This window comes from Mulberry dwarf phytoplasma, from assembly GCF_056504655.1.
Window position 1 is genome coordinate 706714 of record NZ_CM151418.1, and the last position, 21141, is coordinate 727854.

General features: G+C 26.5%; 24 protein-coding genes and 2 pseudogenes. All 26 read right to left on the reverse strand.

All coding sequences use genetic code 11. From position 1 onward, the window contains the following. Positions 1-72: 72 nt before the first annotated feature. Positions 73-525: a hypothetical protein gene (locus JAHGCCOI_RS03550; RefSeq protein WP_479492016.1), complete on the reverse strand. Its 453-nt coding sequence runs from the start codon at positions 523-525 to the stop codon at positions 73-75. 993 nt (positions 526-1518) lie between these two features. Beyond that, positions 1519-2193, reverse strand: a complete 675-nt coding sequence (locus JAHGCCOI_RS03555) for a hypothetical protein (protein ID WP_479492017.1) — start codon at positions 2191-2193, stop codon at positions 1519-1521. Beyond that, positions 2174-3238 carry a TRM11 family methyltransferase gene (locus JAHGCCOI_RS03560; protein WP_212775580.1) on the reverse strand — a complete coding sequence of 355 codons (1065 nt, stop codon included), beginning with the start codon at positions 3236-3238 and terminating at the stop codon, positions 2174-2176. Before JAHGCCOI_RS03560 ends, JAHGCCOI_RS03555 begins: the two co-directional genes overlap by 20 nt. Before the next feature lie 552 nt (positions 3239-3790). Next, a complete protein-coding gene (locus tag JAHGCCOI_RS03565) occupies positions 3791-5941 on the reverse strand; it encodes an HsdM family class I SAM-dependent methyltransferase (RefSeq protein ID WP_479492018.1) in 2151 nt (716 codons plus the stop codon). Positions 5942-6118: 177 nt separating this feature from the next. Next, complete coding sequence (locus JAHGCCOI_RS03570) at positions 6119-7900, reverse strand: DUF2963 domain-containing protein (protein ID WP_479492019.1); 1782 nt, start codon at positions 7898-7900, stop codon at positions 6119-6121. Next, positions 7894-8106: a hypothetical protein gene (locus JAHGCCOI_RS03575; protein WP_227807313.1), complete on the reverse strand. Its 213-nt coding sequence runs from the start codon at positions 8104-8106 to the stop codon at positions 7894-7896. Before JAHGCCOI_RS03575 ends, JAHGCCOI_RS03570 begins: the two co-directional genes overlap by 7 nt. 180 nt (positions 8107-8286) lie before the next feature. Then, the gene (locus JAHGCCOI_RS03580; RefSeq protein ID WP_121463809.1) at positions 8287-8655 is read right to left on the reverse strand and encodes an SVM family protein; all 369 of its coding nucleotides are present in this window, start codon (positions 8653-8655) and stop codon (positions 8287-8289) included. Positions 8656-8945: 290 nt separating this feature from the next. Continuing rightward, positions 8946-9341 (reverse strand): hypothetical protein, encoded by a 396-nt coding sequence (locus tag JAHGCCOI_RS03585; protein WP_479492010.1) that lies wholly within the window; start codon positions 9339-9341, stop codon positions 8946-8948. 24 nt (positions 9342-9365) lie between these two features. Then, on the reverse strand, positions 9366-9932 hold the full coding sequence (locus tag JAHGCCOI_RS03590; RefSeq protein ID WP_479492009.1) for a Panacea domain-containing protein: 567 nt from the start codon (positions 9930-9932) through the stop codon (positions 9366-9368). 115 nt (positions 9933-10047) lie between these two features. Next, positions 10048-10428: a hypothetical protein gene (locus JAHGCCOI_RS03595; protein WP_479492008.1), complete on the reverse strand. Its 381-nt coding sequence runs from the start codon at positions 10426-10428 to the stop codon at positions 10048-10050. A 1-nt stretch (position 10429) separates the two neighbouring features. Beyond that, positions 10430-11008 carry a Panacea domain-containing protein gene (locus JAHGCCOI_RS03600; protein ID WP_479492020.1) on the reverse strand — a complete coding sequence of 193 codons (579 nt, stop codon included), beginning with the start codon at positions 11006-11008 and terminating at the stop codon, positions 10430-10432. A gap of 170 nt (positions 11009-11178) precedes the next feature. Beyond that, positions 11179-11517 carry an SVM family protein gene (locus JAHGCCOI_RS03605; protein ID WP_479492006.1) on the reverse strand — a complete coding sequence of 113 codons (339 nt, stop codon included), beginning with the start codon at positions 11515-11517 and terminating at the stop codon, positions 11179-11181. A gap of 24 nt (positions 11518-11541) precedes the next feature. After that, entirely contained in the window at positions 11542-12267 is a 726-nt protein-coding gene (locus JAHGCCOI_RS03610; protein ID WP_479492021.1) for a hypothetical protein, read from the reverse strand. Further along, positions 12240-12632, reverse strand: coding sequence for a hypothetical protein (locus tag JAHGCCOI_RS03615; protein ID WP_479492022.1), 393 nt, complete (start codon positions 12630-12632; stop codon positions 12240-12242). The genes JAHGCCOI_RS03610 and JAHGCCOI_RS03615 overlap by 28 nt, the downstream gene beginning before the upstream one ends. 99 nt (positions 12633-12731) lie before the next feature. Then, on the reverse strand, positions 12732-14366 hold the full coding sequence (locus tag JAHGCCOI_RS03620; RefSeq protein WP_479492023.1) for a tetraspanin family protein: 1635 nt from the start codon (positions 14364-14366) through the stop codon (positions 12732-12734). A 3-nt stretch (positions 14367-14369) separates the two neighbouring features. Beyond that, entirely contained in the window at positions 14370-15566 is a 1197-nt protein-coding gene (locus tag JAHGCCOI_RS03625) for an AAA family ATPase (RefSeq protein ID WP_479492024.1), read from the reverse strand. Between the two features lie 58 nt (positions 15567-15624). After that, positions 15625-16242 (reverse strand): hypothetical protein, encoded by a 618-nt coding sequence (locus JAHGCCOI_RS03630; RefSeq protein WP_479492002.1) that lies wholly within the window; start codon positions 16240-16242, stop codon positions 15625-15627. Positions 16243-16244: 2 nt separating this feature from the next. After that, positions 16245-16565, reverse strand: a complete 321-nt coding sequence (locus tag JAHGCCOI_RS03635) for a hypothetical protein (RefSeq protein WP_227806987.1) — start codon at positions 16563-16565, stop codon at positions 16245-16247. Positions 16566-16582: 17 nt separating this feature from the next. Beyond that, the gene (locus tag JAHGCCOI_RS03640; protein WP_339332283.1) at positions 16583-16816 is read right to left on the reverse strand and encodes a hypothetical protein; all 234 of its coding nucleotides are present in this window, start codon (positions 16814-16816) and stop codon (positions 16583-16585) included. Next, positions 16809-17245 (reverse strand): annotated as a pseudogene (locus tag JAHGCCOI_RS03645) (hypothetical protein). Before JAHGCCOI_RS03645 ends, JAHGCCOI_RS03640 begins: the two are co-directional and overlap by 8 nt. Beyond that, positions 17245-17442 (reverse strand): hypothetical protein, encoded by a 198-nt coding sequence (locus JAHGCCOI_RS03650; protein ID WP_479491966.1) that lies wholly within the window; start codon positions 17440-17442, stop codon positions 17245-17247. Before JAHGCCOI_RS03650 ends, JAHGCCOI_RS03645 begins: the two are co-directional and overlap by 1 nt. 19 nt (positions 17443-17461) lie before the next feature. After that, complete coding sequence (locus tag JAHGCCOI_RS03655) at positions 17462-17752, reverse strand: HU family DNA-binding protein (RefSeq protein WP_479491965.1); 291 nt, start codon at positions 17750-17752, stop codon at positions 17462-17464. A 20-nt stretch (positions 17753-17772) separates the two neighbouring features. Further along, positions 17773-18420, reverse strand: a complete 648-nt coding sequence (gene tmk, locus JAHGCCOI_RS03660; RefSeq protein ID WP_479492025.1) for a dTMP kinase — start codon at positions 18418-18420, stop codon at positions 17773-17775. Position 18421: 1 nt separating this feature from the next. Beyond that, positions 18422-18997, reverse strand: coding sequence for a hypothetical protein (locus JAHGCCOI_RS03665; protein WP_479492026.1), 576 nt, complete (start codon positions 18995-18997; stop codon positions 18422-18424). Then, positions 18997-19215 (reverse strand): annotated as a pseudogene (locus JAHGCCOI_RS03670) (DnaB-like helicase C-terminal domain-containing protein); the annotation flags it as partial. The pseudogene JAHGCCOI_RS03670 and the gene JAHGCCOI_RS03665, both read right to left, overlap by 1 nt. Positions 19216-20021: 806 nt before the next feature. Then, a complete protein-coding gene (locus JAHGCCOI_RS03675) occupies positions 20022-21113 on the reverse strand; it encodes a replicative DNA helicase (RefSeq protein ID WP_479492027.1) in 1092 nt (363 codons plus the stop codon). Positions 21114-21141: the final 28 nt, after the last annotated feature.

Genomic DNA, 21141 nt, shown 5'->3' on the forward strand with positions numbered 1-21141 from the left:
ATTATGAAAAAACATTAGACACTTTTTAAGTGTAATGAAATTATTTGTTAATTTGAAAAGATATGAAATTATCTATTTAATTTTAAGTCTTAAAGAGTAATTTTGAAATAAAAAAGTGTCTAAAAAAACGGAACACCTCAGAGGCAATAAATTATAAAAGCTTCCATTGCCAGCCGAAGGTTCGATAAAATTATATTCATTAAAATTTAGGTTTAATTCTAACATTTTACTTTTTAAAATTTCAAAACAATTTAAAGCAATTTTATGAGTAGTATAAAATTCATCAAATTTTCTTTCCTTTTTTAAATGATTATTTTGGAATTTTACTATATCAATATGTGGATATTCAATTTCAATTTGTTTAATTATTTTTTTTAAGTCTGTATCATAATTTTTAGGAACAGATTTTTGTTTTTCCCAACGTTTGATAGTGCCTTTATGAACTTGAAGAAAATTTAAGATAAAATCTAACCCTTTGATATTTTTGATACTTAAAAATGTATCAAAAGAAGTCATATTTTTCATTTTTTTTACCCTTCTTTCTTCTTAAAAATTGCATCATAGTTTGTTTCTATTTCTGATTTGAATTATATTAGTTTAAAAAATGATTCGTTTAAATTTATATCAAAATTGTTAAAAAAATTTTGATTATTTATTTAAGAAAATATCACATTTCATTTAAATTAATTAAAAAGACCAACTTAAAAGTCGGTCTTAATATTATTTTATTCTATTGCTCTTTATTTTGATGATTCTTCATCATTTTTAGTATTAAATTTCTTCGTATAAAGGGTAATGTATTGTTTGACTGGATTGATAAAGATTAAACTTTTAAAATTTCACTTTTTTCTTGAATTAATTTTAAAGGAATAGTCCACCATATTTGCCAACTCATACTAGGTGCAATTTTAAATTCTACTCCTTTATTGTTAATTAAAAAATAATCTTTTTTCTTTTTTTTCCAAATATTTAGTTTGCTTATTTTAAAAATGTCTTTCGGTAAATAGCAAATCTGATAAATATGTCTTTTATTTGTTTGTTCTTCGTTTTTATGATATGGAATAGTAATTATAAAAGAATTATTTTGGTTAATAAACTTTGTGATTTGTTATTTTAACTCCTTAATAAATTTTATTATTATTGTTCATAAACAAAAGAAAAACTGAAAGCATAAGGGTTCATTTGAATATAAAAAAAGACCTTCAATTTTGAAGGTCTTATAATATAAAAATAAAATTTAAAATTATAGAATTATTTACAATTTTTTTCTAAAACTATATTTATTTTTTATTTCTAATTCTTTTTTATCTTTAAAAGAATATTTTTTATTAAATTGTTATTTCTTTTTTTAATTAAAATTTGAATATAAAAAAACCTTCAAATTAAAGGCATTAATTATATTTATTTTATCATAATTATTTTTTTGACAATTAAATTAAATTTAGCAAATAATATTAATAAAAACCAAATTCAATTAAATTAGTTTAACATTTTTGCTTTTTTATTTCAAACTTATTTTTAATTTAAAAAGTTTTTGTTTTTTATTTGTGAATAAAATTGATCCAAAAAAAATTGTAGTTCGTTGGAACTCAGAACTTTAAGATTTTGTTGATTTGCTACTTTTTTTAATTCTTTCATTTTATATTCACTATAATAATCGCCATCACAAATGAATAAAATCATTATATTTTTATTATATTTTTGGGTGTCAGTTTTGGCTTCTTCAATAGATATTTTTACATCATTTTTTTGATTATCTTGCGAGCCGCCAGATTCTTTGGTATATTTGTGAAAAACATAAAAAATAATTTCTAAATCTTTATATTTAAAAGAAAAATCAATTGACTTACCTTTTGATGAGATATACTGATTTATTTCTTTTTTTTGAACTATTTCTTGTTTTTTTATAAAAATACTTTTAGGTTTACACACTTCGGATATATTATTTATATCATTTTTTAAAAATTCAGCAAATACTTTTTCATAAAAGTTTTGTTTTAAAGGTTCTAAAATAAACCAAGCTTTTAAAAAATTATTATGTTTAATTGATGTTTCTACTTCTTCTTGAATAAAATTAAATTTTTCACAAAATTTTTTAATTTTATTTAAAGTTTTTTTATCTTTAATATTGAAATTTTCCAAATTTTGTTTTAATTGTTCTTTATATTTTGTTTTATAATTTATCTTTTTCATAAATACTATCCTCATTTATATTATTACAACAATCAATAAAAGCCTTTGTTAAAATATTTCTAGCTAAATGAAAATCTAACCTACGTCTACGTTGATTATCTTTGTTATTTCCTTTGAATGGAGACAACAAAACATCCTTAGTTTGTGTTCTAAATGTATTTAAAATTTGATTTGCGTTAATAATTATTTTTTCAATTTTTGAATCATCTAAATATTTAAATTCTTCACTGTTAACTATAGTAATCGCACGAGACGAAGTTTTTATATTTGAAATATTATATTTTAATTTATTTTTATGAATGAATTTAATTTTTTTTTCAGGATTTGTGGAATCTACACCCAACAACGCAATAAATCCATTAACATCGTTAAATCGTAATTTTTTTAAAAACTCACTTTTTTCTTTAACAAAAATTTTTAATTTTTTTAATTCTTGTAAAGAACCAATTTTATCGTCATTTTTATAAATAATTTGTTTTTCTAATTTGGTGCCATTAAAACAAACAATACAAATAGGTACGGTAGTATCTTCAAAAGGATTGGGTTCAATGATAATAATTCTGTTAACATTGGTTTTATCAAATTTTGAATTAATAAAAGTTTCTGGGACAATTGCAAAACCTGGTTGATTTGTGGATATCATCTTACTTAAAGCTAATAAATAAAGATCAGCAAAATTAGATGTTTTAAAATAGTCTTTATAAGTTTGTGTATATTTTTTACGATAACAACTATTCTTTGCTAAATACGGAGGATTTGTTGATATAAAATATTTATGTTTTTTTTCATAAGGTATATTTTTTAAAGAATCATTCATTTTATATTTAACAAATTTCTTATCAATGTCATACCCTATAAAATTTAAATTATTAATTTTATTTTTAAAATAATATTTTAAAAAATTTAAAATATCCCCTTCGCCAGCGAAGGGATCTAAGATAATATGATTTTCTTTTAAATTATCAAAAATAAATTCTTCTAATGGTTTTGTGAACCAATTTTGTTTTTTAGTAAAAAATTGACCGAATTGAATTTTATTTGTCATTTGAAAAACCTATCTTTCTTTTTTTAATTGTTTTTTTCCAATAAAAATAACTAACAATAACACAAGAAGAATTATTTTTTTAATTCATTATTATAAGTATAATAATTTAAGTATTGTATTTTATTGTGATTTAGTTCATATTTACATATTTATTTTATTTCTATTCTTTTTCATTATATATTTTAACACATTTTTTATGATTATTATTTTTTTAGAGTTGATTTAGTGTTATTTTATAATTTGTTTGGAATTATTTTTCATTTATTTTAACTCCTAGTTTTTTTGATTAATAATAAGTTTCTGTTTTATTAACATAACTTTATTTTTTTAAGCCTTGATTGTTAAAAAAACTGTTTTATCGGGTTTTATTAAAAAAACAACAATAAATTCTTTTTAAGAAGGTTTATTGTTTAAAGTTCATTCACAATCTTTTCTAATTCTTTTTTAAAGACGTTTACTTGTTTCTCTAAAGGTTTTATTTTTTGGGATATTTTTTTATATTTTTCGTTAAGAGCTTTTAATGTTAGCGTTGAATAAGGAATTTTAGTTGCTTCAATAGTTTTTTAATTTGATAGATCGACGATTAGTTGTCCCTAAACTTTGTCCTTCAAAATAAGATTTCATTTGAGAAGAAGTAAGGATAGCTGTTAAAAAATCTAAGTCTAAATTTTTAAACTGATCTTTCAATTTAAAACAACAAAAAGTATTTGAATAAATAGCTCCTTTTAAATGAGAAGGAATTTTGCCAAAAGCACCATTACGAGCATCAATTTGAGAATAACAAAATTGTTCGTCTGTAATGATATTGCGGTTAGATTTTATATTTTTTCCTTTGATAAAGATATTTCCTTGGGATTTTTTTTGCCATCTCGGAATAATTCCTTGACCGTTGCTTTGAACTGTTATTTGGAAATATTTTTTTTCAGGATCTAAATTAATTTTAGTTCTCGAAAAAGTAAAAAGATCACTTAATAAAAGACCTTCTTTTTGAATTATTTGGGGTTTAAATGAAAAATCATTGGTAGCTATTTCATCATAATTAAACTTTTTATAATTGGGATGATGAGGATTTTTTAAATAATCAGATAAATCATTTTTTTCTATGGGTGTTTTGTTTTTATCTAAAGTAAAACCAACATTTTGAATATCAATAAATTCTAAATTCCCTTTTTGACCTTTATATTCTAAATAAAGAATACATGTTTTAACATTTGTATATGGTTCAAATACTCCTTGGGGCAAAGAAAAGATTTTAACATCATATTGTTCAATAATATATTTTCTGGTTTCTTTGAAAGATTTATGAAAAATAAATTGTTCAGGAACAATAATACATGCTCGCGGAGAGGAATTTTTCTTTAATGAGTCTAGACAATGTTGAACACAAATAGCATTACCATTCTCACTAAAAACATCATATAAAGCATGAACATTGTTTTTGTAGCGATTAATGGAAAGATTAAAAGGAATATTAGTCATGACAATATCATAATGGGCTGTTCTTTTATTAATTAATGAACCATCTTGTTGTTGGGTAATATTGGCATGTCCGTCGCCTACTAAAATCATATTCATCTTCGCTACATAAGCAATATTATTAATATCAGTTCCGTAAATAGAATCTTTTTTCAGTATTTTTAATTGTTCATCATCTTGAGGATCAATTTGTTTTTTGATATATTCAAAAGCATTAATTAAAATGCCGCCTGAACCACAAAAAGGGTCATATATTTTTTCTCCTGGTTTGGGTTCAGTTAAATCACACATAAAACGAATAATATTACGAGGAGTAAAATATTGTGCTAAATCATCACTAGTACCGCGATATCCTAAAAAAAATTCAAAGGCATTTCCTTTAACATCTAAAGAAGTATTTTTAAAATCAATTTGATTCAATCTAGTAATAATTTCACTGACTACATGATAATGATATTCAGGGTTTAATTTTAAAGCTTCTCCGTATTTACCCATTTTATATTTTTGATTTAAATCTTTTAAATGGCCATTTATGATGTGAATTTTTTGTTTATCATCATGACTGTTGACAATAGAATTCCAACTAGTATGAGGTTCTTTTTCTTCAATTAATCGTAGAAATAAAATTTTACAAAATTCGGTAAATCTTTCATCGCCTTTTCTTAAACCTGTAGTCCAAAGTAAATCTTCTATATTCTTTAGTTCTTTAATAAAACTATTTTCTGAATGGATTTTTTTACCAAAATTAAAATCAATTTTATAATTATTAATAAATTCCTTTAAAGTTTTTTTATTAACAAAATCTTTTAAAGGAGTATTACCATATTTCAATTCTTGGTTATAAGTGAGGTGTTTAGAAAATAAACGGTATCCATCAAAAGTAAAAATAATTTTAACATTTAAATTTTTAGCATAAGCTTCTGCTTGTTTTTCTGCTAATTTTAAATTTGAGTTTGGTTTTTTAGTTTCAATAATAGCGATAGGAGTGTTGTTATCATAAATAATAAAATCTGGTTTGTGATTTTTTAATTTTTTAAATTCTTCATGAGATTTGGGTTTTTGGGTAAAAACATCTTGATTAGGATTATTCATTTCTGTAATATATCCTAATAATTCTAATTTTTTGAAAACTTTATTTTCTATAGCGCGTTCAGTAATATTTGAATAAAAAGATAACATTTTTTTACCCTTCTTTCTTCTTAAAAATTGCATCATAGTTTGGTTCAATTTTAACTTATAACTCCTTATTTTTATTTATCCCTCAGTTGGTGTGATTTCATAGAGGGAGTTTAGTTTAGAAATAATTTAATTTTTGCATCATTAACCCCAATTATCTTAATATTTTTTTGATTTTAACAAAAAAACCCCAAAATGAAAAAAGACCTTCATTATAAGGTCTTAATATCAATTAATATTTATTTCTTGAGGTTTTTTGGGTGGCGGAGTGGTGCCATAAAAATTATAAAAAGTAATGTTTGAGCCAACACAGTTAATCCCATTAATGTACCAATCATCTATGAAAAATCCTGGAACATAATGATATTGACAACTTTCCCCTTTTTGATTATAAATGCCCCTTGATGAACGACCAAATTTATCTCTTATTTCTCCAGATGAATAAGAAATGCCAGGTTTGATGTAACATTGGTTTAACCAATTAACATATTCAGAACTATAATTTTCAAAAATACGCAATTTTGGTTCTTCATCTTTACAAGAAATAATAAATTTTTTCTTTTCGGTTTCAAAAATATTTATAAGTTGGTGAGGTTCACACGATATAGTCTCTTTTCTATTTGAAGCTATTAACAATTCGTTTTCTACTCTACCAGTTTGGTGTATAAATTCACCTTCATAATCAAATAAATTATTATCTCTTTTCCATGTTCGAATGGCTTGGTAAGGATCAATAGCATCAGGTAATTCGATGCTTTTAATTCTTTTTTGGGTATTGAAAGAAAAAAGATAGATGTTTTTGGCGCCATTGGAGAGTTCCAATAAATCATCAATGGTGGAAGTTTGGTTAGTTATCATTTCTTGGTAAAGTGTTTTGGTTGTTTTTTGTAAAAATGCAATTAATATTGCAAAACTCTCTTTTAATTCTTCATTTTTAGTTTGACTTAACTCTTTTAAAGCTTGTTCTAACCTTTGTTCCTGGTGTTCTATTCTACATTTTAAATCTCTAGTATTTTCGTTTTCAGGTAGCAGACGAACCCCATCATCAAAGTAAATAGAAGCAATTTCAATACCATGAAATTCTCCTGAAGGTAAAGGAGCGATTAAACCTGTGGTAGGGGTAATATTATAACAACCTAATTTAATTAGTTTGGGTTTTTGGATGATTTTCTGTTGGATTAAGTAATTATTAATCACTTCTTCTTTACTTTGGTCAACAAAGATATCGAAGCTGATTACTTCCACATTGACCTTTTCTTCCTGAGTTTTTTGTTGAGCATCCCAAAAAACAAAAACTTCTTCAATAGCTATTTCGTATTTTAAAAGGTCTTCTAAGGTGTGTTTTTTATTTGCAGCAGGATATTTAATATTAAAGGGATTAGAGCGGGGTTTAAAATAGACACCCATGAGTCCTTCTGGTGGATCTTTGATATGCCAGTAAAAAATACTATCATTGTTAGAATTATAAGAAGGAGTGTTAAAGTTATCATATGCGATAACATCACTTTTAATCCCAACATATTTTAAAATTTCAGGAATACTTTCTTTGGATAAAACGCTGATATCATACCTTTTCATTTTAGGTTGGAAGGTTAACCACTCTTCTTGAAGGGTTTTATAATCAGCTAGTTTTATAGTTGATTTGGTTTGTCGATGGAAAAAGGAACGCCCGAGGGTTTTACTTGGAGATTGTTTGTTCTGCTTGATTTTATTCCCTGTTTGGTGGTTGTACTCGTTGATGTAGTTGATTGTACCGTCTGAGTTGTATGTGGTACCCTTGATTTTATTCCCTGTTTGGGGGTCGTACTCGCTGATGAAGTCAATTGTACCGTCAGAATTGTATGCGGCACCCTTGATTTTATTCCCTGTTTGGGGGTCGTACTCGCTGATGAAGTTGATTTTACCGTCGGGGTAGTATGAGATTTGCGCGGCGAAGGTTAAAGGAATAAAACTTAAAAGACCACACACCACCATCATAATGAGCTTCCTAATTTTGAGTTTTTTTAACATAATCGCGAATTCCTAATTGTTATTTTTTTAACAGCGTTATTATATTTGTCGATGGGTTTCTTGGTGGGGGTTTGGTAATCTGCTAATTTAATTTTGCTTTTGGTTTGATTATGAAAAAAAGAAGAATGAGAATTGATGGAAAGGACAAAATTGAAATTAATAATTAATAACATAATTATTAATTTTTTTAAGTCTTGTTTATTCATTTAAAATTATTTCCTTTCTCTTTTTTAATTTTTTGTTTAATTTGGTTATTTTTGGGTATAAAAAAAGACTCTTGTTTAAAGAAGTCTTGTTATTTGGATGAGTAAGTATGGTTAAATAAAAAAACCCCTTTTGGAAAGGGGTTTTTTATAAAAAAGATAATTTTTATGTTGATAATATTTTTAGTTATTTTCATCATTTAAATTGTTTAAAAGGTTTTTATAAGTTTTTAATTGTTCTTTTTGATTATCAATTAATTGTTTGTAATTTTCTTTTAATTTTAAGAGATTTTCTTTTTGATTATCAGTGATACTTCCTTGTAATTCTTTATCTATGTTTGTTATTTTGGTTGCATTATCATAAATTTTCTGTTTTAAATTAATTATGTTTTCTTCAATAGTAAAGTTCTGATTAACAGGTTGCCTGCTACTAGTTTCTGGAAGTTTTGGATCCGTTGCCATAACTGGATTAATATTGATGAAAGCGAATAATCCTAAAAAACTCATTAAAAATAATGGTAAAAGATGTAATTTATTTTTTATTTGCATCATTTTAACTTATAACTCCTTATTTGTTAAGTTTTTTTCTTGTTTTTTTGTGTTTTCTTCAATGTTTTTCTTGTTTGTTTTTTGATATTTGGCGTAATCCACTTTATAAAAAAAATCATAAATTCCAATATGAATAAAAAAATCTATTTCAGGAAAACGCGTCGGTCTTGTTTTTATTACCCAATCATTATTCTGATATTTTGTTATTGTTTCATGAATTTTATATTCGGAGTTTTCTTTTTCTATAAAATTTTCGATTATTTTAAAAATATTATTAGAATCAAAAACTTTTTTTAAAACAAAAAAAGCAATGAAATTTTATTATCTTTGTCTGTCGTATTATAAAGTAATTGTCGATATTTGTTTTCGATTTTGTTTACTAATGTTTGATTTTCTTCTTTTTTTAGAACGGCGCATTCCGCAACATATTTTTTTGAGTCATCAAAATGTATTACGATATCCGCTTTGCCATGCTTGTTTTGTGTCTCACAAGATACCTGATTCCGAAAAATAGAAGGATAACTGTTTAAATTAAGGGAAATGGTATCTCTATAAATAGCTTCCATATCTTGTTCTTTTCCTTGCGCGTTATTACTTTTTTGTAAATTTTTACTTCTAGAAATGTTAACGCAAATACTGTTAATCGTTTGAATAATTTCATCAAAATTTTTCAAGTTTAATTTTTTCAAAACCGTTTTCGCTCCTTGAAATTGTTAAATTATTTTATTTTTAAAAAAATCTTTTAAAAATGAAGGACTAATAATATTGTTTTTCCATTTTCGGCGAGGATTGTATGCATTTTTCCAAGGACTTTCTTCATGCGTCATAACGCTTAAATTGTATGATGATATCTTGACGTATTTATCGATTACTTTATAAATAATGTTTTTTGCTTCTTCGTTTAATTCGGTTTCGGATGCTTCGAAACAAACATAATTATTAGTTATTGGGCGGTCGACAAATTCGAGAAATTTTCCATAAACATGTGGAATAACTGGTCCAAACAACCAAGCTTCTATTGGCTCATTAAATAATGGTTTATCGTATTTAGCAACATAATATCCTTGGATATAATATAACAATTTATTTATTTTCATATTAGAAACTTTATATTCTTGTGTATCAACATGATTAATCAAACAATTAACTACATTAAAGACATTTATTTCATTATTCTTTTCCATTTTTAATTTTCTCCTTTTTTTTATAATTATATCATAGCCTGTTGGAATTTGTGATTTAAATTGTTTGATTAATTTTTTTAAGTCTTGTTTATTCATTTAAAATTATTTCCTTTCTTTTTTAATTTTTTGTTTAATTTGGTTATTTTTGGGTATAAAAAAAGACTCTCATAGAGAGAGTCTATTAAAATTTAATTGTATTTTGAATTTTATATTAATGCAATAATTTATTTTTTCTTTGTATTTCCTTTATGGTTTGGATCATAGGCGATAATAACAAAATATTTACAACAGTTATACCATAAACGCGTTCTTGCAAATTAAGAGATATTTGAAAAATAGGTTCATCTTCAGAAAGGTTAATGACACGAGCAAACCCTTTTCGAGAAAGGGTGCTAGGTTGGACTACATGATATCTAGGACCTTTATTATGCGATTTTTTGATTTGATGCCATGTATACTCAATATATTTATTTAAAGGTGCGATAACTTTTTCTAAAACTTCTTTAAAACCTTTTATTGTTTTAAAACTTGAAATATCTGTTAAATTTTGATCGAATCGATAACGAAAAAGATTATTAATTGTTTGTTCCATATTAACAAATGTGTTTAGTGTTTTTAGAAAAATATTCTAAAATATCTTTGTTTTTAATAATGTTTTTAGACCAATCGGAATTGATATAATATGTATTTTTCCATGGGTCTTCTTCGTGAGTTTGTTGAGATAAAAAATCGGCTTCTTTGTTGCCGTATAATGAAATAATATCATCAAGGATTTGTTTTTGAGCGGCATTTATTTTAGTTGCATCTCCCATTGATAAAGAATCGGGATTTAACGGTTTATAAGTAAATTCTTTTAGTTGTGCGCACAATTCAGGAAAAACAGGACCATAAATCCAAGCTTGGATTTGTTCTTTTACAAGAGGTTTTTTAGTTTGCACTAAATGTTTTGCTTGAGCGTAATAAATCATTTTATTTAGTTTCATTTTAGTAGTTGGATGAGGATTATTTTCAACAATGTAAAGTGCAACATCAAAAACGTTAATTTGGTTTTGGTTGGGGATGATGGATGTTTTCATATTCATTCCCTTCCTATTTTTTATATTGTATATTTTAACATATTTTTTGATGATTTTTAATTGTTTAATTAATTTTTTTGGTTTTTGATTATTCATTTTTTTGATTTGCTCCTTCTTTATTTTTACTAAAATGTTGTATATAAAATAAAAAAAGAACTAATAAAAATTAGTTCTTTTTCGTTAATTTAGTTGTTTTTTTGTTTGATTTATTTGAATTTGGATAAAAAAAAATTCTCATAGAGGAGAATCTTATATGTGAATATATGTTAACGATGGCGATTGTTTTCGATGATGCTATGAAATAAAGCGTTTTGTTGTTGTAGATTGCTAATTAATTCGGTGTAATTATCTCGAAGCTTTATTAAATCTTGGAGACGTTCGCCTTGTAATTCTTCGTCGGTCATCAGTATATATTCAATTATATTGTTTCTTTCTGTTTCATATTCGTGAATTCTATTGTTGTTTATGGCGATATTTTGCTGAGCTGAATTAGTATAGTTATTTTCCATCGCTATAACCTGATGATTGTTAATCACAAATAATAATCCTAAAAAAACTAATAAAACTATTTTAAATAAGTATAATTGTTTTTTTAATTTAAACATTAATTTATAACTCCTTTAATTTTTTTATCCCTCGTCTGAGGTGATGTCGTAGTGGGATTGGAGACTAGAGATAGTTAAGTCTTTAAATTTTTCTGATAATTTATCGCGCGATTCAATTAATTTATTTTTAAATCTTTTGTCATTTTCCAGCAGTTCTGTTAGAGATTCTTGTTTGCTTTCTAATTTGCCGATTTGGATTGAAACTTGAGTTATTTGATGCATTATTTCATTTCGTTCGCCTTGAAGTTTTTTAATTTCTGCTTGTAAACGATCATAGTTGTTTTTTCTCGTTGTTCTAATTGATTCGGGTTGATTTGGTAAATATTTGAATTGTTTTTGGTCTTCTTGTTTTTGTTTAATTTCTTGTACTTTAGCTTCTTTGGCTTGTTCTAACTTGGTTTCTTGAGACTTTAATGAAGGAAATTTATCTTGAATTTCTTTAATTTCGCGAACAAAATCATCGCATTTTTGTTGATATTCATCGATCCATGGGTTCCATTCTTGTTTCATCTTTTTTAAACTATTAATTAACTCGTCTCTTTGTTGATTGATTTTTGATTTTTCTTCTTGGGAAAGATTATTTGGTAATAAAGATTTGTCATCGGTTCCTGAAAGAATATAAGCTTTGATTTTGTCAAAATTAGTTGGTGAAATAATTTTTTTATATAAAAAATTATGAGGTAATTTATTATATGTATTTGTTAAATTTTCTATATCTTTTTTTAAATATTCGATATATTGTTTTTCCACAAATTCTTCTTGGTCTTTTTTAGAAAAACTATTAAAAATACCACTTTTTCGACAACTATTAATAACATTTTCTTTGATACAATTATTTTTTTTAAAATTTCTAATATTTCTTTTTTTAAATCTTCTCTACATAAAGGGTTAGAAGAAATATCATTTAATTTATTTTTTTCTCTTTCTCTCAAATCAATTAATTCTTTAATAACTTTTGTACTTGGATTTTTTTTAAAAAATTCTGAATTAGGATCTTCTTGTTGTTCTTGTTTTAAAGAATTATTGGTCTTGTAATAAATACCAATACCAACAATAACTGCGATAATAATGATTATAATTACTAAACATTTTTTAAAAAAATTATTATTATTCATAAATTTCATTTCCTTTCCGATAATAGTGATTATTATCAAATATTGAAATATGAATATATCACTATTATACAACTTTATTTTTTAAATGTTTTAAAAAAATTATTTTTTATTTGGAATCATAATCAATTCAGGAATTTTAGGACGACGTTTTTCTTCGTAGCGTTTTTGGGCGCGAGCGTAACTAGGATTTTTTTGTTTTAATTCTTCTTTTGCGTTTTCGATTTCTACGTTTTTGAATTCTAGTTCTTCTTCTAAATCGGTTTGTTTATAAACTAACTCTGTTACGGCTTTGCCTGGAACTTCTTTTAGGTTTTGTGTTAATTCATCATTGATTTTGGCGTATTCATTGATCCAGTCCTTCCATTCTTGTTCGATGACGCCACATTTTTTGTTGGTTTGGTCTTCCCAAGTTGCTATTTGCTGTTTACAAGAAGCTTCGTTGATTATTTTATCATATTCTTCTTTTTTCTTTTCGTAATCTTTGTAGTCAGCGTCAAGTTTGTCTAAATCACGGTCAATATCTCGAGTATACATTTCTAAAGCTTCTTTGGTAATCATTGGTGGATGTTCTTTGTTTTCATTAGCTACTTCATTATACATATGCCATAAACGGTGGCCTTCGTGAAGAACTAAAGTAGCTTTTGCCGTTCCTTGGGCGAATTTACGCGTAACAGTCATTGTTTTACCTATTACTTTCAATCCGTATTTAGCGGGGATTAAGTCAGTAACTTTATCAAAAGCTTTAAAAGCGGCTTTAGTTACGTTACCAAAACTAAATTCGTTTTCTTTTTCATAAGTTAGCGCACGATTATACATTTCTTGATATGTTTCTTTTAGGTGTCGATATAATTTTTGTTCTTCTTTAATTTTTTTCATTTCTTCTTTGATTTCATCAATGTTTTTTTTAATTTCAGCTTTACGGTCTTCCCAAGTTGTTATGATTTTTGTTAGTTCTTTAAATTCTTCTGATAAATACTTTAATTTTTCTTCTAATCCTTTTTTAAATCTTTTGTTGTTTTCCAGCAGTTCTGTTAGAGATTCTTGTTTGCTTTCTAATTTGCCGATTTGGATTGAAACTTGAGTTATTTGATGCATTATTTCATTTCGTTCGCCTTGAAGTTTTTTAATTTCTGCTTGTAATTTTATTTTGTCATCAGGGGATGCTAATTTTTCTTCTTCTTGTTTTTGTTTAATTTCTTTTTCTTTAGCTTCTTTGGCTTGTTCTAATTGTAAAAGTTTACCTTTTAAGATAGTGATATTTTCGGTATTTTTACTTAATTTTTCTTTTATTTCTTTAATTTTTGTTTCATTGTTATCCAATGCCTCTTTGATTTTATCTTTGGATTCTTGGGTTATTTCTTTTTGTTCGTAAAGGTCTTTGAGTTCTTTTTCACATTTTGTTAATTCATTTTCCCAATCTTTTTTTAAACCATTGTAGTTATTAATTGTGTCATCGTATTTTTTAATTGCTTCACCAATTTTTTCAATTAATTGACCTGTGTATTTAGATGATGGTTCAGTTTTATGAAAGAAAGATAAGTAAAGAAAACTGAATAAGGCAAGAATAATTAAAAAGTAAATTAAATAACTTTTTAGGGTTGTGGTGTTTTGATTGTGAAAAAATTTGTTTTTGATGAAACAAAAAAGGCCAAAAACAGTAGTAGCAATCAAAAACCACGTTAAATAAGATTTTAAATTAATAAAACCTTTCAGTACGTCTAATGGTGATAACATAGATTATTCACCTCCTTTCGGTTTTAATTGATTTTCAATTTGGTCTAATAAAGTAGTATCTGGTGAAATAATCAATTGATAAGCCTGTTTTAAATCTTCTTTGTTAATTTCATTTCTTTTGTTTTCACCTTTACCACGGTTTTGGGCAAAAATACTAACAGTAGTTTTTAATAAGTTTTCTAAGGTACGATTAGCTTTTAAGAATTCTTTATTTTGTGGTAAGTTTTCTAAAGCTTCGTTAATAACTTCAAATAAATACTGTTTTGTTTCTTCACTGTAAGGATTTTTTCTTTTCTTAATTAAGAATTCTAGCATTTGTTGTCGTTCAGTTTTATTTCCTGGTTTTAATTCGATATTGTACGCAAAACGGGATTTAATCGCTTCATCAATCAGATGGTATTGGTTTGTTGCGCCAATAATGAAAATTGGTTTTTCAGGGTTATTATCCTGGGAAGTCATTTCCATTTTGAATTGGTTTACAACATTTGCGATTTCTGAACCTGCTTCTAACATACTTAAATCAGTGAAAATAGTTTCACATTCATCTAAAAAGATGATCGCCCCATTACACTCTTCTGCAACAATTCTTGCATTAGTGAATAAATCTTTTACCATTTGTGGCGCTACCCCTTTATACTTTTGGGAAAAAAGGGAACTATTAACTTCAAAGAATGGTAAATTGGTTTCTTTGGCAAGTGCTCGTGCTAAAGTGGTTTTACCTGTTCCAGGGCAACCATACATTAAAATTCCTAGGGGTGATTCAACTTCGCCAATACCTTGGTAGTTTTCAGGGTTTTTTAAATAATCAATAAATCCTTGAACTGCTTGTAATTCTTCTTTAAAACCGATTAATTTGTCAAAACCTATAAATTTTTGAGAGTCAGCAGGTTGAAAAACAACTCCTTCTGAATTTAATTGTTTTGGGTTTGTTGAAGAATTATTATCAATTTCTTCAGTTTGTTCTTTCTTTTTGGTTTCTGCTTGTTGTAATTCTTGCTTTAATATATTTTTTTGTTCTTCACTTAAAGTTTGGGTGGCTTCTAATTTATTTTTAAAAGAAATAATTTCTTTTTCGGTTTGACTTAAAGTTTGGTGATGAATCCAGACATAAGTTGCTAACCAAAATAAAAGAAACAAAATGATGATTGTCATTGCTTTTAAGAAAAGTGGTTGGGTGGAAGTTTGGTTTTTGGTTTTCATAATTTATTTCCTTTCTAAAATAAGACTAAGTTTTCTTAACTTAGTCTTATTTTTTTATTTAAACTAAATTTTCAATTTTGGTGTTTAGAGTGGTGCCACTACCGCTAAGTGCGTTTCCATTTTTATCCACTAATTCATAGTCAAGAACTAAGGTTAATTGTGGATTTGTTGCTTGAACAAAATCGTTTTGTTCTAATTTAATTTGAATATTGATATTGCATTTGCCATCATTATCGTTAACCATTTGTTTGCGATTGGTGTCATCATAGAGTGTGTTATTATTTTTAACTTCTAAGTTAAAGAGTGATTCAGGATTTAAAAAAGTGTTATGAGTGTCATATTTTGGAGTTATTTTTAGATATAAAGGAACACTAATGTCAAATCCATTTGTTTTGAAAATGGCTTGATGATTGATAGTCACTGTGTGATGAAATTTATTTGGATTTAAATTAGGCATAGGTAAAGGGATAAGGGTTTTATCTTCATTATTACCGCTTACTCTATTTACTTCAAATAAAGGGGCATCATTTTTACTCATTAATTTAATGTTTTCTTGTCTTTGGCGTGAGAAATAATTTACAAGTGCAAGGCAAGAATTAATTGCAAAACAAGAACAAATTAAAATTGTCAGGACAATTATAATTTTGATATTTTGATTTTGGTTTGTTTTTTTCATGATTATTTACCTCCTAAGGTTGATTTAATGATATCAATTAAATTATTTATACCTGTGGTTAACCAAGGGATTTGGTTTTGGTAATAAATAACGTTGACATGTAAAATAAAATATAAAACGATAGTTAAATTTATAAATGATTTTAATAAATTGCTTTTGTTGTTATTGGAAGTTGTTTGAGTTGGTTGTTTTTCTGGGGTGGTTGGTACTTTTACTACCATTGTTTTACTTGGTGGACTTGATTTTGAATTTATTACTTTTTTATTTTTTAATTCGGTTGATTTTTTATTTGTTTTTTTGGTTTGTATTATTTTTTTGATCATGTTTTTTCTCCTTTGTATTAATTATTTATTTCTTTGTTACTTTCTAAATTGTTTTTTTCTTTTGATTCGTTATTTGGATTTGGAATAATTGAAAATGATTTTTTGGGTTTACTTTCTTTTTGTGTTTCATTTTTTTGATTGATTTCTGGCAATGGTACAAAATTAAAAAATATTTTTTTAATGATAAACATTAAAGCAGTTGTAAATAGAGCGCCAACTATAAAACCGATTGCGAAATTTAGATCATTCATTTTCATCCTCCTTGTTTATAATTGAATTAGATTGGTTTTTATTTGAATTTTTTCTTGCTTTTTTTTCTTTCCATTTCGCAACTTTAACTCTTTGTGCTTCTATTTGGGATTGGAGTTTTTCTTGATTTGCATTGATTTTATCTATTTTTTGTAATAATTGTTGTTCTAGGTATTCTTGTCTGGCACTTTTAATTTCTAAGTTTTGTAGTTTTTTGTTGGGGAAAAAAAAGCTACAACTAAATCTTTAATAAAAACAATAATATTTGTAATTAATTTAAAAATAGGTTTGAAACCAGAAACAATAAGAATAGTGAAAAGCGTTGTTTGGATTCCATCCATTCTTCGTTCAAGTATTTCGGTAGTGCTAAATCCTTTGGTATAATTTAGAATAAAATTGCTAATTGTTGTAAAAATTGTTATAATAAACATCATTCACCGCCTTCACTTACCTTTATTCGTTTGTTTTCAGCTAATTTCTTTTTGTTTTTAAAAGTTTTATTGGGGCGGTCTAAATTAAGCCATTTGCCTTTGGGTTGGTGGTATTTGTTGATTTTTTTCTTGGTTATTGGTTTGCTACAGTCTTTGAAATAAGTCCCACGGTATGCTTCTGTCATTCCATCACTCATGTTAATTATTCTCCTTATTTTATTTTAATTTGAGTTTTTTAACTTCATCTTTAAGTGTTTTTGACACTTTAAAACTAACTGCGGTTGAGGCAGGGATTTTGAGTTTTTTACCTGTTTGGGGGTTTCTTCCTAAACGGGCTTTTCTTGATTTTAAGATGAATTTACCAAGTTGAGGTGATAAAACTACCTCTTCGTTGGATGTGATTGATTTAATTAAGGTATTTTCAAATGAATTGTAAAATTCTTCGGTTTTTGCAACTGAAGTTTTTAGTTGCTTTGCAACTTCTTTGATTAATTCTTTCTTAGTCATTGTTTTGTTGTCTCCTTTTTTTATAATATTTTTTTATTAATTAAAGTTTTGATTATTTGGGCTAAATTATCTTTTTGTGAGTTGGTTGCATTAATTAAAAAATACTTGCAATTTTGGTGTTTACAATTTACATCATTACAGTATTTATGTTGATTTAAATAATTTTGACGCACATTTTCAAAATAAATTAGTGGTTTTTGTTCGATTAAGTCTAATTTATGATGGGGGATTGATTGTTTTCGGTGTAAGCCAATTTGGGGGTCAATATCTAGATAGAAAGTTAAATGAGGTTTGAGTAAATATTGATTAATAATTTTTGATGTTATTTCATCATCATAATCTATGGAATTACTATTGCTTTGATAAGCTAAAGTAGAATCATACCAACGGTCAACTATAACAAGATGGCCACTAAGTAGATTAGGTATTATTAATTCATCTTGGGTTTGGATCATGTTGGAAAAACTAAGAAAATATTTAGTTTTTGTACTTGTTTTTTTTTGGTATAAAAACAAATTTCTTATTTCGTTTCCAATAGAACTACTTCCTAAACCTTGGTAAACTTTTACTTTTTGTCCTTTATTAATTAAAGATTTTTTTAATTTATTAATCAAAGTAGTTTTGCCGCTTCCATCTAGCCCTTCAAAAACTATTAATTTATTCCACATTTTAATTATTTCCTTTCGTATTTTTGATTAAATTAATATCTTTAAAAGATATAAATTGTCTTTGGAATAAGGTATTTACAAAGATATTAGCTTTTTGAGAAAAACAATTAATTACTTTATCAATTCCTTGGACTTTGCCGTTTTTAATTTTATTGTTGAGCCTTTGGGATTCGATAGCATCATTTGTTAATAAGTAATATTCAAAACGCGTATCGAGTTTTTTTAGTTGTTGAGCTTCGATGATAGCTTGTTTGTAACGTTCACGGAGGCAAGTTTTAAAATTAAAAGCAACAATTCGTTTGTTTTGGGTAAACAATACTAAATCAAATTTGATATCAGGAATAAAAAATAAATATGTTTGGGGATATTGTTTGGTGATTCCACGATGTCGAAAATAAATTAAAATTAGATATTCGTTAATTTTACCACGCAGTACTTTTTGTTTTTGGGAAGTTGATTTGGTAATTTGAAAATAATGATTCAAACTTTGATGATTTAATTGCATATATTGATTAAAGGGATATTGAAAGTAATTATCAGGTTTGATTTGGGATAAAATATTTTTTGAAATTAACATTAATTTTCCTCGATTCTTTGGATTTCTTTATCAAAATTAAAATTACATTGGCCTAATTTACCTGCCCTATTTTTAGCAACAATAAATTGGGTAAAATCTTCTACAACATTTGTAAATTGATTTTTTTCATAATAACTTTCGCGATGCAAAAACATTACCATATCGGCATCTTGTTCAATTGAACCTGAATCTCTTAAATCTGAAAGATTAGGGCTTTTATAGCGATAGATTACACGCGTGTTGGTTATTTACGTGCAGCCCCGCTCCAAACCGTACGAGCAAGTTTCCAAGCATACGGCTTTCCCATTCACAGCCTATTTCTAGGGTCTTCTAAATATCGCTATTTAGTTGATTGATTATTCAGTAAGTTTGAAAGCTTAGAAGCTTTATCTGCTTCAGTTGGTTGCATTTGCATCAACCTCCTTTCTCCCGAACTGAATAATCCTGTGAATCTAACTTCTTCGCCTTGTACCTAGCTTTCTTAGGCTCCGTGTGAGGGCAATTATCTTGGTTATTCCAAACCAAGTTTTAATTCCTCCGACTACTAAAAGTCTCTTTTTCCTTGAACCCAGAGGCATTTTAATTTCCTCTGTTTGGGATGGTTTTTAGGAATCTCGAATTTCCGACATCATTATGCCCGATAGTTTTAGGTTCGCTTTCGTTGTTAAAGCTTGAAGCTAGACTAGAACACTTTGGTTCCGCCAACGACATCATGAAGGGTGCTATTTAAAGCGACATGTGATTATATATGAAGACAAATCTAATATCTTCATATCTTCCTTCATTTCAGGGATTTCAATAACTTGCCCTGACGTTATGAGATTACGATAATTTCCACGATTAGGGATTTGCACCTTTTCCATGACTATCTTAGTCTTGCGAAAGCATCTTGGCTAGTTATTTCACCTCACTTCGCTTTTACGGTCTGCTGTAATCCGCCATTCTTTCGTTTGGCTGACCGACCGCATGACCTCACGGAATAATCAAGTCCGTGGCAATTGGCTAGATTGCTATAATGGTGCGTTTATTCGCGCCCAGATTCTCTCATTAAAGTTGCGCGGTTCATTTGGCTTAAAGCAATAATAGGAATTTGTAATTCCATCGCTAACTTTTTCAATTCACGAGTAATAATCCCAATTGCTTGATTTAAATTAAGAAATTGATCGTCTCTTAAAAGATGTAGATAATCAATGAAAATTATATCAAGTCCTTGGTGAAATTTTAATTGACGGCATTTTCTTTTAACTTCTTCTATTTTGGTATTTCTGTCATCATCAATTAAAATATTTAATTCACTTAATTTTTCTTCTGTTTGCAATAATTGTAACTTTTCTTCACGAGTTAATTGTTGTTGTTCCATTTTTTTGATACTAATCTGAGATTCACAACTAATTAAACGTTTAATTAATTCTTCAGATGTCATTTCTAAACTAAAAATCAAAATATTATGTTTTTTAGGAATATTTTGAAAAACTTTAGCAATATTGACAGCCAAATTTAACATAAAAGCAGTTTTTCCCATTCCTGTTCTTGCAGCTAAAATATTTAATTGTCCTGGTTTAAAACCTCCAATTAAATCATCTATATTATTAAATCCTGTTTTAACTCCAACTAATTTATTTTTATTGTGGTTTTCCAAAATGTCTTTGATTACTTTAGAAACACAACTTTTTAAATCTTTAAACTTGGGAGTGAGTTTTTTTCTTAATTTTGCAGTATTTGTTTCTATTAATTCTAAAATCTCTTGTGGAGCTATTTTGCTTCTTGCAATTTGGGATAATTTAGCAATAATACCGCCAATTTCTTTTTTTAAAGATGTTTCTTTAATTAAATCAATGTATGTTTCTAAGTGCCGAGGAGAAGGCATCAAATCAGATAATTCATTTAAATAATTAACTCCTCCTATTTGTTTTAATAATTTTTCATTTTCTAAAATAGCACTTACTGAAGAATAATCAATTTCTTTATTATTTTGATGTAATATTTTCATGGCTTTAAAAATATTTTTATGATGAGGACTGTAAAAGTCAGTTTCTGTAATTTCATTAAAAACTAAAGAAATTGATTCGGGGTTTAAAAGTAAAACCCCCAACAAAGCACGTTCTGCTTCAATCATCTTTCTAACTCCTTTTTTTAATTTGGGT